The organism is Halomonas saccharevitans (genome assembly GCF_900116405.1).
Taxonomy (GTDB): domain Bacteria; phylum Pseudomonadota; class Gammaproteobacteria; order Pseudomonadales; family Halomonadaceae; genus Halomonas; species Halomonas saccharevitans.
This window is the reverse complement of the sequence record NZ_FPAQ01000002.1, coordinates 108582-122564: the sequence shown is the minus strand read 5'-3', so window position 1 is coordinate 122564 and position 13983 is coordinate 108582. Positions and strand designations below refer to the sequence as shown.

Here is a 13983-nt window from a genome sequence, read left to right as displayed (position 1 = left end):
CACCATCTTCACGCACTGGGCCCCACGCACTCAGGCCCCGCGCGCAGCACGCACCGACACGGGCGCCCTCTTCGAAGGGCGCCCGTTTTGTGTAATATCGAGCCACGCCCTTCGCCAGGATCGCCGCCATGCTCGAGTTCCTCCAGGTCGCCAAGGCCTACGCCACGCCCCAGGGGCCGCTCGCGGTGCTCGCGGACGTGGACCTCGCGCTGTCGGCCGGCGAGAGCCTGGCGCTGATGGGCGAGTCGGGCAGCGGCAAGTCAACCCTGCTGCACCTGGCGGCGGGGCTCGACCTGCCCGACCGCGGCGAGGTGCGCCTCGCCGGGCGCGCGATCTCGTCGCTCGCCGAGCCGGCCCGGGCGCGGCTGCGCCGCGAGACCCTGGGCCTGGTGTTCCAGCAGTTCCACCTGGTGGCGAGCCTCAACGTGCTCGATAACCTGCGCCTGCAGGCGCGCCTGGCGGGTCGCGAACGGCCCGACTGGACGGCCGAGCTGATCGCGCGGCTGGGCCTCGCGGGGCTGGAGAAGCGCTATCCCGAACAGCTCTCCGGCGGCCAGCAGCAGCGCCTGGCCATCGGTCGGGCGCTGGCGCCCCGCCCCGCCCTGCTGCTCGCCGACGAGCCCACCGGCAACCTGGACGAGGACACCGCCGACGAGGTACTCGACCTGCTGCTGGCGCTGGTGCGCGACACCGGCTGCGCCCTGCTGATGGTGACCCACAGCCCGCGGGTGGCCGACCCGCTGGATCGCCGCCTGCACCTCACCCATGGCCGGCTGGCGACACCCACGCCGGGGCAGGACGCATGCGCCTGACGCTCGTCGCCCTGGCCACGCTGCTCGGCCACTATCGCCGCCACCCCGGCCAGCTGGCCATGCTGCTGCTGGGCCTCTGGGTCGCCGGCGCACTGTGGAGCGGCGTGCAGGCGATCAACGCCTCCGCCCGGGACAGCTACGCTCGGGCCGAGGCGCTCTTCACCAGCGGCCTGGATCGCCTGGAGCGCCGCGACGGCGAGGCCCTGGATCACGCGGACTTCGTGAGCCTGCGCCGTGCCGGCCTTGCCGTCTCGCCGCTGCTGGAGGGCGAGGTGGTCACCGTGCAGGGCGAGCGGCTGACGGTGATCGGCATCGATCCGCTGACCCTGCCCGGCGACAGCGCCTTCGCCACCGCCGGCAGCGGCAGCGGCAGCGGCGGCGGCGGCGGGCTGACCGCCTTCTTCACGCCGCCCGGGCAGACCCGCCTGGCTCCGGCCAGCGTGGAACGGCTGGGGCTCGAGGCCTCCACGGCCCCCGGCGCCACGCCGATGCTTGCCGACGGCCGACCGCTGCCGCCGCTGGACCTCGCCCCGTCGCTGCCACCGGATACCCTGGTGATGGACATCGCCGCCGCGGCGCGGCTGCTGGAAAGCGGCGCCGCCGTCAGCCGGCTGGTGGCCGAGGCGGGCGCGCTGGACGCGGCCCCGGCGGGCTATCGGCTGATCCGCGCCGAGACCCTGGCGGACCCGGGCGAGCTCACCGAGAGCTTTCACCTCAACCTCACCGCCATGGCGCTGCTGGCACTGATCGTCGGGCTCTTCATCGTGCAGGCGGCGCTGGGTCTGGCGCTGGAGCAGCGCCTGGGGCTGCTGCGCACCCTGCGCGCCCTGGGCGTGCCGGGGCGCACCCTGGTCGGCGTGCTGGCCCTCGAGCTCGCCCTGCTCGGTCTTCTCGGTGCGCTGGCCGGGATAGCCAGCGGCGTGTGGCTGGCCCGCGCGCTGCTGCCGGACGTGGCCGCCACCCTGCAGGGCCTCTACGGCGCCGCGGTGGGCACCCGGCTCCAGCTGCCCTGGCACTACTGGCTCGGCGGGCTCGGCGTGACCCTGGGCGGGCTCACCATCGCCGGCAGCGGCACCCTGTGGCGGGCCGCCCGACTCGGCGTGCTGGAACTCGGCCAGGCCCAGGCCTGGCGCGCCGGCTTCCAGCGCCAGCTGCGCGGGCAAGCCATCGCCGGCAGCCTCGCCGCCCTGCTGGCGCTGGCCACGGGGGGGTGGCTTGCCACCCGGCCGCCCGGCGAGGGCCTGGTCGCCGGCTTCGTGATGATCGCGGCGCTGATGCTCGCCTGCGCGCTGTGGCTGTCGCCGCTGCTGGCGATCGGGCTCGCCAGGCTGGCCGGGCTCGCCCGCCGTCGTCCGCTGACTCAGTGGGCCCTGGCCGACCTGCAGCTGCAGCTGCCGCGACTGTCGCTCGCCATGATGGCGCTCGCGATCGCGCTCTCCGCCAACCTGGGCGTCGGCAGCATGGTCGGCGGCTTTCGCCTGACCTTCCTCGACTGGCTGGACCAGCGGCTGGCCGCCGATCTCTACCTGCGACCGCCGCCCGAGCGCTTCGACGAGGTGCAGGCCTGGCTCACGCGCCGCGACGAGGTCGCCGAGCTGCTGCCCACCGCCGACGCCGAGGCGGTGCTGCTCGCGCATCGTGACCGGAACGCAGCCCAGTCCCTGAACGTGCCGGTGACGCTCTTCGGCATCACCCCGGGCGAGCGCCTGACCCCGAGCTGGCCGCTGCTTCAGACGGCGGCCGGTCGCGACGCGGCCTGGGCCACCCTCGAGGCGGGCGAGGCCTTCATCAACGAGCAGCTGGCCCTGGGGCAGGGCATCGCCCCCGGGGATCGACTCGTCCTGCAGGCGCCGGGCGGCCAGGGCTCGGACAGACGCCGAGGCCGCGAGGAGGTCACGGTGGCCGGCATCTATCCGGACTACGGCAACCCCCGCGGCGAGGTACTGCTGACCGCGACCCGGCTGCGCGAGCGCTTCGACGCGCCGCCGGACTCCCTCGGCATCGCGCTCGCCGAGGGACACGACGCCGCCCCGCTCACCCGAGCGTTGACCGAGCGCTTCGGCCTCGACGACGAGGCCGTGCTCGACCAGCGCCAGATCAAGGCGCTCTCCACCGAGATCTTCGAGCGCACCTTCGCCATCACCCGTGCCCTCAATGGCCTGACGCTGGCCGTGGCGGCCCTGGCCCTGCTGGCCAGCCTGCTCGCCCAGGCCCGGGAGCGGCGCCGCCGGCTGGCGCCGCTGTGGGCGCTGGGCGTGCCAAGACGCGAGCTGGTGGTTCTGCAGCTGGCCCAGCTGGGCGGCGCGGCGCTGGTGACCGGGCTTGCCGCCGTGCCGCTGGGCATCGCCATCACGGCCAGCCTGGTGTCGGTGATCAACGTGGCCGCCTTCGGCTGGCGCCTGCCGCTGCACGTCTTCCCCGGCGAGATCGCGCTGACCCTGGCCACCGCCCTGGGGGTGGCGCTGCTGGCGGCCGGCCTGCCGGCCATGACGCTGTGGCGCACCCCGCCGCGCGCGCTGCTCGCCGAGGAGGAGACCACATGAGGCAAGCCGCGAGGCAGGGGAAAAGCATAAGGAGATGGCCGGCTTGGTTGCTGGTCGCCCTGCTGGCGGGCTGCGAAGAGCAGACGTCCCGCGCTCCCGCCGGGGGCTTCGCCGGGCTGGGCGCCGAGGCCGACGGCTTCGTGCCGGCCTCACCGGGCACGCCGCTGCGCTTCCCCGAGGATCATGGCCCCCACCCCGATCACCGCCTGGAGTGGTGGTATCTGACCGCCAACCTGGAGGACGCACAGGGCGAGGCGCTGGGCGTGCAGTGGACGCTGTTTCGCCAGGCCCAGATGCCACCCGGCAAGCGCCAGGCGTCGCCCGGCCACTGGTCCGCCGAGCAGCTGTGGATGGCCCACATGGCGGTCTCCCGGGGCGAGGTCCATCGGGTCGCCGAGCGCTTCGCCCGGGGCGATTCCGGCGAGGCCTCGCCCGCGCAGGATCAGGCCGGCGTCACCGTCCGGCCCTTCCGCGCCTGGCTCGACGACTGGTCGATGGAGAGCCAGGTAGAGGACCCGCAGCGGGACGCCCTGGACCGGCTGACGGTGCGCGCCCGCGCCGGCACGGGCGATGACGCCTTCGGCTATCGGCTGAGCCTGACGGCCAAGGGCCCGCTGGTGCGCCACGGCGAGGCCGGCTTCAGCCAGAAGTCCGCCGACGGCCAGGGCTCGATCTATATCAGCCAGCCCTTCTACGAGGTCGCCGGCGAGGTCACCCTGGCCGGCGAGACCGAAAGCGTCAGCGGCCGCGCCTGGCTCGACCGCGAGTGGAGCAGCCAGCTGCTCGGCCCCGACCAGACCGGCTGGGACTGGTTCTCGCTGCACCTCACCGACGGCCACAAGCTGATGGCCTTTCGCCTGCGCGGCGGCGGCGAGGGCGGCAATCGGGGCGAGGACTATCTCTCCGGCACCTGGATCACGCCCGACGGGGAGGCCACGCCGCTCGCGCACGACGCCCTGCGCCTGACCCCGCTGGAACGACGCCCGGTGGCGGGGCGCGAGATGCCCATCCGCTGGCGGCTTGAGCTCCCGGGGCGAGGGCTCGACCTGATCGTCACGGCGCCCCACGCCAAGCGCTGGATGGACACCACGGTGAGCTACTGGGAGGGCGAGGTGCGGGTCACCGACCGCGACGACGGCACTCCGCGCGGCGAGGGCTATCTCGAGATGACCGGCTACTGATGACCGGCGACTGACGGGCGGGCTTCAAGGCCCGAACGACAACGAGGCCGCCCTTCGGGGCGGCCTCGTCGCATCATGCCTGTCGCCAGGGATCAGGCGGCAGGCATCAGGCGTCGGGGATCTCCAGCGCCTGCTGCACGGCCGGCCAGGCCGGCTCACCCTCGCGGGTGGTCACGCCGTCGAGGAACGCCTTGACCTTGGCGGGGTTGTCGCGCATCCATCCCACTGCCACTTCCTCCGGCTCCTGCTCTTCATAGCTGAAGCCGCGGATCATCGCGCTCTGGTCCTCGGCGGTGAAGCTGAGCTGATCGATCAGCCGGGTGGCATTGGGGTTGGCGTCGGCGAAGGTCTGGGTCACCAGGGTGCGCACGTCGCTGCGCCCGCCCTCCGGGCCCCACATGTCCTGGGTATCGGTCAGGTACTTCACATCGTATTCGATGTTCATCCAGTGCGGGGTCCAGCCGGCGAAGACGATCCACTCCTCGCGATTGAGGGCGTTGTCCACGGCGCTCAGCATGCCCGGCGTGGAGGTCTCGGAGAGATCCCAGTCCCCCAGGCCGTAGGTGTCATTCTCGACCCCCTCGTTGAGGGTGTCGCTCATGCCGGTGCCCACCTCGATGGAGTAGATGGTGCGATCCAGCTTATCGGCGAACTCGGGCTTGTCCAGGTCCTCGGCGGAGGTGAGGCCGGCCTCGTAGAGGTAGGTCGGCACGGCGAAGCCGAGGCGAGCACCGTCGACGTTGGTGCCCAGGTCGACGAGCTTGACGTCGTCGCCCTCGAAGCTGGTGTCATACATGCCCTGCTGGGCGGGCAGCCAGGCCGCCAGGTAGGCATCCAGCTCGCCCTGATTCAGGGCCTCGTAGGTGATGGTGGCACCGAGCTCCTGCAGCTGCGGCTCATAGCCCAGGGTCTCGAGCAGGGTGGCGGCCAGGGTGGTCTTGACCGTGACGCCGGGCCAGGCCGGCACGGAGAAGCGCACCTGTTCGGGTTCTGCGGCCTGGGCCACGCTCACGGCCAGCGGGGCCGCCAGCAGGGTGCCGGCGAGGGCCAGCGTCAGGGGACGAAGAGGCAGATTCATCGGGACTCCTTGGCAGGTCATGCCGTTAAAGATCAGACCATGACCCTATTCCCCATGGCGCCGCCTATCAATGTTTGGCCACCAACGAAAGGCCCCGCGCTCAGTCGCCCTTGCCGGCCATGCGGGCCGCTTCGACCACCTCGATCCAGTAGCCGTCGACGTCCTTGATGAACACCACATCCTTCATCTTGCCCTGATCGGCGCGCTTGATGAACTCGACCTCGTTGGCGTCGAACCAGGCCTGGGCCGCCTCGAGATCCGGCACGCTGAAGCAGATGTGGCCGAAGCCCTGGGGTTCGGCGTTGCCGTCGTGATAGGCGAAGTCGTCCTGGGTCTCGGTGCCCCAGTTGTGGGTCAGCTCCAGCACGCCGCGCTGGTCGAAGGTCCAGGCGGTGCGCTCGTCACGCGCCTCGGGGATCTGCTCTCCGGCTTCGGGGCGTGCCAGGAAGTAGAGCGAGAACTGCATCTCCTCGAAGTCGAGCCGACGCAGCACCCGCATGCCGAAGACGCGAGTATAGAAGGCCAGCGCGCGCTCGGGATCCTTGATACGCAGCATGGTGTGGTTGAGGCGAAAGCCGTGGCTCTCGGCCGTGGGGGCCTGGACGCCGGGGTGCTGTTCTCCCTGGAAACTCATGCGGGGCTCCTCATGTGTGATAACGAGTGTGTAGTAACGAATGGACAAGAACGGGTGGGTAAAAAATAGCGGCATGATGCCGGACTGCTGACGAGAATGTAGGAAGTGGGGACGACGGGCAGGCTTTTCCAGCCCCGGCAGGCGTGCGGCTCGCCTCGCGTCGATCAACATGTACAGAAGTGACGCGCCGACAGCGCCAGGCGGCATTGAGTCGCGAATACCCCTTGAAGTGGCCCGCCAACCTTCTACACTAGTTGTACAACGCCAACATCATTCACCACCGAGGCATCCCTCATGTCCATCGCGGCCTACCAGCTAGGTGATCACGTCACCCTCAAGGAAATCGCCAACGCCATCCATCACGGCCTGACGCCGATCGTTGAGGTCGAATCCATGGACGGCATCTATACCGTACGCTTCCACCATGCCAATGACGTTTCGGAGCTCTCCGACGCCCACGGCAAGACTCGCACCTTCCTGGGCACCGGCGAGATCCGCGACCTGCTTGGCGGCATCGGCCTGACCCACGGCGTGCTCACCTGGGGCGACCAGTGCGGCGACGAGATGATCGGCGTGCCGGGCCATGCCCTCTCGCCGGACGAGATGCTGGCCAGCGGCACGCGCATCGCCTTTCGCTGATGCACCTCCACCGATCGGCCACGGATGGCGCGATCAGGCTACTGATCGGCCTGCTGATCGCCTGGCTGCTGACCGGCTGCGCGGGTCGCGAACTCGCCACCCGCGATGCGCCGGGCGAACTCACTATCGACCGGGCACTGATCCTCGCCGAGGCCAAGCGCTCCCTCGGCACTCCCTACCGCTATGGCGGCACCAGCGACCGGGGGCTGGACTGCTCGGGCCTGGTCCAGCGCGCTTACTCCCACGCCGGTATCCGCGTGCCGCGCACCTCCCGGGCGCAGTTCAAGGCCCTGACGCGCGTCGATGAGGCGCGACCCGGCGACCTGCTGTTCTTCGCCACCGCCGGGGGCCGCAAGGCGAGCCATGTCGGCATCTACCTGGGCGACGGCGAGATGATCCACGCCCCGGGACGTGGACGCCGCGTCACCACCACGACCCTGACCCTGGACTACTGGCAGGAGCACTTCCTGGGCGCCGCCGCGCCCGCGCCCTGACCACTTTCCTGTGGCTAGCAGCGCTTCTTCCCGCCCCTTAAGCCATCGTTAAGTCGCCGCAACCACAGTATTGGGGAAACGTCATGGAGACGCCCCAATGTCGATCCCCGATCCCGCTCACGCTACCGCTTCCGGCCAGTGCCCGCCGACGGCTCCTCTGGCCACGATCGCCCCTGTCACCCCGAACGCTCCGACTGTGGTGGCCTCCCCGCTCGTGTGGCGGGAGGGCCGCCACTGGTATGAGCGCCGCCGCCTGGAGCGGCTGGTGCGCCGCTGCTTCACCCTCGACCACGGCGCCCGCATCCGCCATTTCCTGCCGCGCCTCTTCGGGCTCTGGGAAGGCGATACGCCCCTGGCGGCGGTCGGGGCGGGTCGGGCAAGCGAAGGGTCGCTCTTTCAGGAGCACTACTTCGACGAGCCCGTCGAAGCCTTCCTCTCCCACCACCTCGGCCGGCCCCTAGACCGCGAGGCGATCGCCGAGATCGGCAACCTGGCGAGTCAGCGCCGCGGCCTGCAGCGGCGCATCTTCGTGCCGCTGATCGATCAGCTGGTCGACGACGGCCTCGAGTGGGTGCTGTTCACCGCGACGCCGACGGTGGCCAACGGCATCCGGCGCCTGGGCATCGAGCTGCATCCGCTGCAACTCGCCGACCCGACGCGGCTGGGCGACGAGCAGGCCGGCTGGGGCCGCTACTACGAGCATCAGCCCCGGGTGATGGCCGGCGACCTGCGCCTGGCCCACCGGGTGCTCACCGCGCACGGCCTGCTGGGCCCGGCGCGCCCCGTGGAGGTCGACCATGTCCCGCGGCACTGAGGCCCTGCTGGCGCGCCTGGCCCACCACGCCGAGGCCACGCCCGACACCCCGGCGCTGGACGACGGTCGGCGGCGCATCGCCTACGGCGCACTGCCGGGAGAGATCGCGGCGCGCCGAGCCCGCCTGACGGCGCTCGACGCCCAGCGAGTCGGCTTGGCGCTGGACAACGGCCTCGACTGGGCGCTATGGCACCTCGCCCTGCTGGCCGATGGCCGCGTCGACGTGCCGATCCCCGCCTTCTTCAGCGAGACCCAGCGTTGCCACCTGGTGGTAAAGGCCGGCCTGGACGCCTGGATCGGCCCCGGCGGCGCGTCGCTCGGCTTCGCGGAAAGCCCCGACCCGGCGATCACCCGCCGGCGGGTGGCCTCACCGCCCGCACTGCATGCCGGCACCGGCATGATCACCTTCACCTCCGGCACCAGCGGCCACCCCAAGGGCGTGTGCCTCGACCGCGAGGCCCCACTGCGCGTCGCCGAGAGCCTCGCCGAGGCGGTGGCGCCGCTGCATATTCACCGCCACCTGGCCATGCTGCCCCTGGCTACCCTGCTGGAGAACATCGGCGGCCTCTACGTACCGCTGCTGCTGGGCGCCACCGCCGGCCTGCCCGGGGCCGCCGACCTGGGCTGGACCGGCAGCAGCGGCTTCGATCCCCGCCGGGCCCTGGCGGCTCTCGAGGCCTTTCGCCCGCATAGCCTGATCCTGGTCCCCCAGCTGCTGCAGGCGCTGGTCGAGCATTCACCGCAGGCCCCCGCCGGGCTGCGCGCCGTCGCCGTGGGCGGGGCCCGGGTCGCCGCCTCGCTGCTCGATCGGGCCCGAGACGGCGGCTGGCCGGTCGTCGAGGGCTACGGCCTCTCGGAGTGCGCCTCGGTGGTCTGCCTCAACCGGCCCGGCGAGCCCGCCCTCGGCGTGGGTCGCCCCCTGCCCCATGCACAAGTGCGCCTCGCGGCCGACGGCGAGGTGCAGGTCCGGGGCACCACCATGCTGGGCTATCTCGGCGAGCCGCCCCTGGACGGCTGGCACCCAAGCGGCGATCTCGGCCACTGGCAGGGCGAACACCTGGTGCTCGACGGACGCCGCCGCGACGTCTTCATCACCGCCTACGGCCGCAACGTCGATCCCCAGTGGGTGGAGGGCGAGCTCTGCGCGAGGCCGGCCATCGCCCAGGCGCTGGTGTTCGGCGAGGCCCTGTCGCGCAACCGGGCGCTGATCGTGCCCGCCGGCCCCGAGTGCGACGACCACGCCCTGGCATCAGCGATCGCCTGCGCCAACGCCGACCTTCCCGACTATGCCCGGGTCGGCGAATGGCGCCGCTGCCGGCCCTTCACCCCCGCCAATCACCAGCTGACGGCCAACGGCCGCCTGCGCCGCGACACCCTCCACGACACCTACCGCGACTGGCTGCTCGCCTCTCGCCAGCCGCACCCCGATGCCGGCCCGGCCGACACCCCCGTTCCCAGAAGGAGACACGCCATGACCCCCTACCAGCACCTGCAGGACGCCACCCGCGCCGAACGCGACTGGCTGCTGGCCACCCCGCTGCTGACCCGCGCCCTGGGTGGCGAGGAGAGCGGTGAGGTAAGCCGCGAGGAGTACCTGGCCTTTCTCGGCCAGGCCTACCATCACGTGCGCTTCACGGTGCCGCTGATGATGGCCTGCGGGGCGCGCCTGCCCGAGCGCCTCGGCTGGCTGCGCAGCGCCCTGGTGGAGTACATCGAGGAGGAGCACGGCCATGAACAGTGGATCCTCGACGACATTCGCGCGGCCGGCGGCGACCCGGAGGCGGCGGCCGCCGCCGCGCCCGACCCGGCCACGACGCTGATGGTGTCCCACGTGCGCGACGTCATCGAGCACGGCAACCCGGTGGGCTTCTTCGGCATGGTGCAGGTGCTCGAGGGCACCAGCACGGCGATCGCCACCCGGGCCGCCGAGGGGCTCCAGGCGAGCCTCGGCCTGCCGGACGACGCGGTGCGCTACCTGACCTCCCACGGCAGCCTGGATATCGGCCACCTGGCCTTCTTCGAGGGCCTGGTGAACCGGCTCGACGACGAGGATCTGGCGGCGGTGATCGACACCGCCAGGATGGTCTATCGGCTCTATGGCGCCATGTTCCGCGGCGTCACCGCCCGCTGCGCCGGCGACGACGCGACCCAGGAGCTGGCCGATGCCCTGGTCTAGAAAGCCCTGGTCCAGGCAGCTCCCCGAGGGCGGATGGGCCGCCCAGTCGGTGCTGATCACCGGGGCGAGCGGCGGCATCGGCCAGGCGCTGGTCGACGAGCTGGCAGGCTCCGGGGCGCGCCTGCTGATCACCGGTCGCCGCCAGCAGACCCTGGACGCCCTGGCGGCGCGCCATCCGGGCCGGGTGACGGTCATGGCCGCCGACCTGACCCGCGCCGAGGAGCGCCGGCGACTGGTCGAGCAGGCCCTTGAGGCGGGCTGCACCATGCTGATCAACGCCGCCGGGGTGAACCGGGTGGGGCTGTTCGAATCCTCGAGCGACGACGAGATAGAGGCCCTGATCACCCTCAACCTCACCAGCACCCTGCAGCTGACCCGCGCACTGCTGCCCCGGCTGCTCGCCGCGGAGCACGGCTGGGTGATCAATCTGGGGTCGACCTTCGGCACCATCGGCTATCCCGGTCAGGCCGGCTACTGCGCCACCAAGTTCGCCCTGCGCGGCTTCACCCAGGCCCTGCGCCGGGAGCTCGCCGACACCCGGGTCCATGTGCTGCACGTGGCCCCCCGGGCCACCCGGACCGGCATGAATGCCCCGGAGATCGAGGCGATGAACCAGGCCCTGGGCAACGCCATGGATGCCCCGCAGCGGGTCGCCGGCCTGGTCCGCCGCGCCATCGAGGCCGGGCGGGAGGAGACCCAGCTGGGCGGCCCCGAGCGACTCTTCGCCCGGCTCAACGCGATGCTGCCGGGCGTGGTCGACCGGGCCCTGCGCCGCCAGCTGCCCACCATTCGCCGCTTCATCACCAAGCCCCGAGGAGACACGCCATGATGCCCCGAGTGACGCCCGCCCTGCGGGCCACCCTGCTGGTCCTGCTCGTCGGTCTGCCGACGGCGCCCCTGCTGGCCGCGACGCCCACCTCCGCTGACGCGCCCACCTCCGCTGACGAGAGCGTGGCCGAGGGGATCGAGCACCTGCAGCAGCGCTGGGCCGAGATCCACTACACCCTGCCCAAGGACGAGCAGGCGACGGCCCTCGAGGCCCTGGCCGCCGAGGCGGACCGGCGGGTGGCCGCCCACCCCGAGGCCGCCGGGCTGCAGATCTGGGCCGGCATCGTGCGCTCGACCCAGGCCGGCGCCAGCGGCGGCCTCGGCGCGCTGTCGCTGGTGAAGGACGCCAGGCGCGACCTGGAGCAGGCCCTGGCGATCGACCCGCTGGCGCTGGACGGCTCGGCCTATACCAGCCTCGGCGCCCTCTACTACCAGGTGCCGGGCTGGCCGCTCGCCTTCGGCGACGACGACAAGGCCGAGCACTACCTGAAGCGGGCCCTGTCCATCGACCCCGACGGGCTCGACAGCCTCTACTTCTGGGGCGACTATCTGCATGAGCAGGGACGCGACACCGAGGCCCGCCAGGCGCTTGAGAAAGCCCTTCAGGCACCGCCGCGACCGGGACGCGAGCGGGCCGATGCCGGCCGCCGCGAGGAAGTCCGCGCCCTGCTGGAAACGCTCGGAACATGATCATCGCAAGGACAGGACATGCGCATACTGCTGGTCGAGGACGACCCCAGCCTGGCGGCGGGCATTCGCCTGGCGCTCAAGCCCGAACACTACGCCGTGGACCTGCTGGCCGATGGCCGACAGGCGCTGGCGGCGCTGAAGGGCGACGAACCCTTCGATGCGGTGATCCTCGACCTGGGGCTGCCCGGGCTCGACGGCATGCAGGTGCTCGAGGCGGTGCGCCGGCGCGGCAACCGCGTGCCGGTGCTGGTGCTGACCGCCCGGGACGGCATCGATGATCGCATCGCCGGCCTGGACGCCGGCGCCGACGACTACCTGATCAAGCCCTTCCAGGTCGACGAGCTCAAGGCGCGCCTGAGGGCCCTGCTTCGCCGCAGCCAGGGACAGGCCAGCAGCGTGCTCGAGGCGCGCGGCATCCGCCTCGACCCCGCCACCCACAGCGTCAGCTGCCGGGAGACGCCCGTGCCGCTGTCGCGGCGCGAATTCGCCCTGCTGCAGGAGTTCCTCAGCCATCCGGGCCGGGTCTTCACCCGCGACACCCTGACCCGCCTGGTCTATGGCTGGGACGAGGAGGTGGAGAGCAACGCCATCGAGGTCCACGTGCACCACCTGCGCCGCAAGCTCTTCCCCGAGCTGATCCGCACCGTGCGCGGCATCGGCTACGTGATGGACAAGCCCCCCTCATGACCTCGATTCGCCGCCGCACCCTGGGCGTGGTGCTGCTGGTGTTCGGCCTGAGCATGCTGGTGATCGGGCTGACCAGCTATCGCGACGCCGCCCACGAGGTGGAGGAGCTCTTCGATGCCAGGCTCGCCCAGAACGCGCGGCTGCTGGAAGGGCTGGTGGGCGCTCCGCTCCCCGAGGATCAGCGGCGTGAACTGCTGGCCAGCATCGGCACGGCGCTGCAGCGCGGTGACGATACACTGGGCCCAGTGGTGCGCCACCCCTACGAGAGCAAGCTGATCTTCCAGGCCTGGGGTGGCGAGACCCTGCTGCTGCGCTCTGCCGAGGCCCCCGAGGCCCCGCTCACGACGCTGCGCAACGGCTTCGGCAGCGCGCGCCTCGATGACTACGAGTGGCGGGTCTTCGCCCTGGACGCCCCGGGCAGCCCGCGGCGGGTGCTGGTGGCGGAGCGCGAGGACGTGCGCGGCGAGCTGGTCACCGCCATCGCCCTGCGCACCCTGATGCCGGACCTGCTGGGGCTGCCGGTACTGGGCCTGCTGCTGTGGTGGGCCATCGGCTGGGGCCTGCGGCCGCTGTCGCAGCTGGCCGAGCAGATCCGCAGCCGCGACCCCCAGAACCTGCAGCCGTTGATCATGCACCGGCTGCCCCGTGAACTGGAGACCATCGCCGGCGCCCTCAACCGGCTGCTCGAGCGGATCCGCACCCTGCGCGCCCGGGAGCAGCGCTTCATCGCCGACGCCGCCCATGAACTGCGCACGCCGCTGGCCGTGCTCGACCTGCACGCCCAGAACGCCCTGGCCGCCGACGATCCCGAGGATCGTCGCGAGGCGCTGGACAAGCTGCGCGGCGGCGTGGCCCGCGCCACGCGGATGGTCTCGCAGCTGCTCACCCTGGCCCGCCTCGAGCCCGAGCAGGAGGGCAATGGCCAGGGGCGCGAGATCGCGCTGCTGCCCGAGGTGCGCGAGGCGCTGGCCAAGCTGATGCCGCTCGCCGTGGAGGGTCGCCAGGAGCTGCAGCTGGAGGCCGACGAGGCGGCGGACTGGCGGCTAGAGGTGGAGCCCGGCGCCATCGATACACTGCTGCAGAACCTGGTCGGCAACGCCCTGCAGCACTCGCCGACGGGGGCCCTGATCCGCATCGTGCTCACCGCCGAGCATGACGCCGTGACGATCGACGTGGAGGATCAGGGACCCGGCATCCCGGCAAACGAACGCCATCAGGTGCTGGAACGCTTCCACCGTGGCGGCCCGGGCGCCGGGGCCGGCCTGGGGCTCTCCATCGTCGACCGCCTGCTGCAGCGCCACCACGGCCGGCTGCGGCTCGGCGACGCCCCGGGCGGGGGCCTGAGCGTCACGGCCACGCTGCCGAGAACGCAAGGCGGGACGTAACGCCGCCGCCCTGGGTCGCTGG

General features: G+C 72.0%; 13 protein-coding genes. 11 read left to right on the top strand and 2 right to left on the bottom strand.

Going from position 1 to position 13983, the window contains the following annotated elements:
• The first annotated feature begins 128 nt into the window (after nucleotides 1-128).
• From BM388_RS01725 to BM388_RS01715, 3 genes are read left to right on the top strand one after another with little or no spacing between them, the layout of a single operon-like run.
• On the top strand, nucleotides 129-812 hold the full coding sequence (locus BM388_RS01725; protein ID WP_089846545.1) for an ABC transporter ATP-binding protein: 684 nt from the start codon (nucleotides 129-131) through the stop codon (nucleotides 810-812).
• Complete coding sequence (locus tag BM388_RS01720) at nucleotides 803-3355, top strand: ABC transporter permease (protein ID WP_175535012.1); 2553 nt, start codon at nucleotides 803-805, stop codon at nucleotides 3353-3355. The genes BM388_RS01725 and BM388_RS01720 overlap by 10 nt, the downstream gene beginning before the upstream one ends.
• Nucleotides 3356-3402: 47 nt before the next feature.
• Nucleotides 3403-4536 (top strand): lipocalin-like domain-containing protein, encoded by a 1134-nt coding sequence (locus BM388_RS01715; RefSeq protein ID WP_245781432.1) that lies wholly within the window; start codon nucleotides 3403-3405, stop codon nucleotides 4534-4536.
• A 106-nt stretch (nucleotides 4537-4642) separates the two neighbouring features.
• Here BM388_RS01715 and BM388_RS01710 read toward each other — a convergent pair whose 3' ends face one another.
• Both BM388_RS01710 and gloA read right to left on the bottom strand, forming a co-directional pair.
• Nucleotides 4643-5614, bottom strand: coding sequence for an ABC transporter substrate-binding protein (locus BM388_RS01710; RefSeq protein WP_089846540.1), 972 nt, complete (start codon nucleotides 5612-5614; stop codon nucleotides 4643-4645).
• 100 nt (nucleotides 5615-5714) lie between these two features.
• Complete coding sequence (gene gloA, locus BM388_RS01705; RefSeq protein WP_089846539.1) at nucleotides 5715-6248, bottom strand: lactoylglutathione lyase; 534 nt, start codon at nucleotides 6246-6248, stop codon at nucleotides 5715-5717.
• 294 nt (nucleotides 6249-6542) lie between these two features.
• Here gloA and BM388_RS01700 point away from each other — a divergent pair, with 294 nt between their 5' ends.
• The 8 genes from BM388_RS01700 to BM388_RS01665 all read left to right on the top strand — a co-directional run bounded on the left by BM388_RS01700 (nucleotide 6543) and on the right by BM388_RS01665 (nucleotide 13961).
• On the top strand, nucleotides 6543-6887 hold the full coding sequence (locus BM388_RS01700; protein WP_089846537.1) for a hypothetical protein: 345 nt from the start codon (nucleotides 6543-6545) through the stop codon (nucleotides 6885-6887).
• Nucleotides 6887-7381 carry a C40 family peptidase gene (locus tag BM388_RS01695; protein WP_089846535.1) on the top strand — a complete coding sequence of 165 codons (495 nt, stop codon included), beginning with the start codon at nucleotides 6887-6889 and terminating at the stop codon, nucleotides 7379-7381. The genes BM388_RS01700 and BM388_RS01695 overlap by 1 nt, the downstream gene beginning before the upstream one ends.
• A 199-nt stretch (nucleotides 7382-7580) precedes the next feature.
• Complete coding sequence (locus tag BM388_RS01690) at nucleotides 7581-8195, top strand: thermostable hemolysin (RefSeq protein WP_245781431.1); 615 nt, start codon at nucleotides 7581-7583, stop codon at nucleotides 8193-8195.
• Nucleotides 8179-10371 carry an AMP-binding protein gene (locus tag BM388_RS18200; RefSeq protein ID WP_089846530.1) on the top strand — a complete coding sequence of 731 codons (2193 nt, stop codon included), beginning with the start codon at nucleotides 8179-8181 and terminating at the stop codon, nucleotides 10369-10371. Before BM388_RS01690 ends, BM388_RS18200 begins: the two co-directional genes overlap by 17 nt.
• Entirely contained in the window at nucleotides 10358-11200 is an 843-nt protein-coding gene (locus BM388_RS01680) for an SDR family oxidoreductase (RefSeq protein ID WP_089846528.1), read from the top strand. Before BM388_RS18200 ends, BM388_RS01680 begins: the two co-directional genes overlap by 14 nt.
• Complete coding sequence (locus BM388_RS01675) at nucleotides 11197-11889, top strand: tetratricopeptide repeat protein (protein ID WP_217641029.1); 693 nt, start codon at nucleotides 11197-11199, stop codon at nucleotides 11887-11889. The genes BM388_RS01680 and BM388_RS01675 overlap by 4 nt, the downstream gene beginning before the upstream one ends.
• A gap of 18 nt (nucleotides 11890-11907) precedes the next feature.
• The gene (locus tag BM388_RS01670; RefSeq protein WP_089846526.1) at nucleotides 11908-12576 is read left to right on the top strand and encodes a response regulator; all 669 of its coding nucleotides are present in this window, start codon (nucleotides 11908-11910) and stop codon (nucleotides 12574-12576) included.
• Nucleotides 12573-13961 carry an ATP-binding protein gene (locus BM388_RS01665; protein ID WP_089846524.1) on the top strand — a complete coding sequence of 463 codons (1389 nt, stop codon included), beginning with the start codon at nucleotides 12573-12575 and terminating at the stop codon, nucleotides 13959-13961. Before BM388_RS01670 ends, BM388_RS01665 begins: the two co-directional genes overlap by 4 nt.
• The last annotated feature ends 22 nt before the right edge of the window (nucleotides 13962-13983 follow it).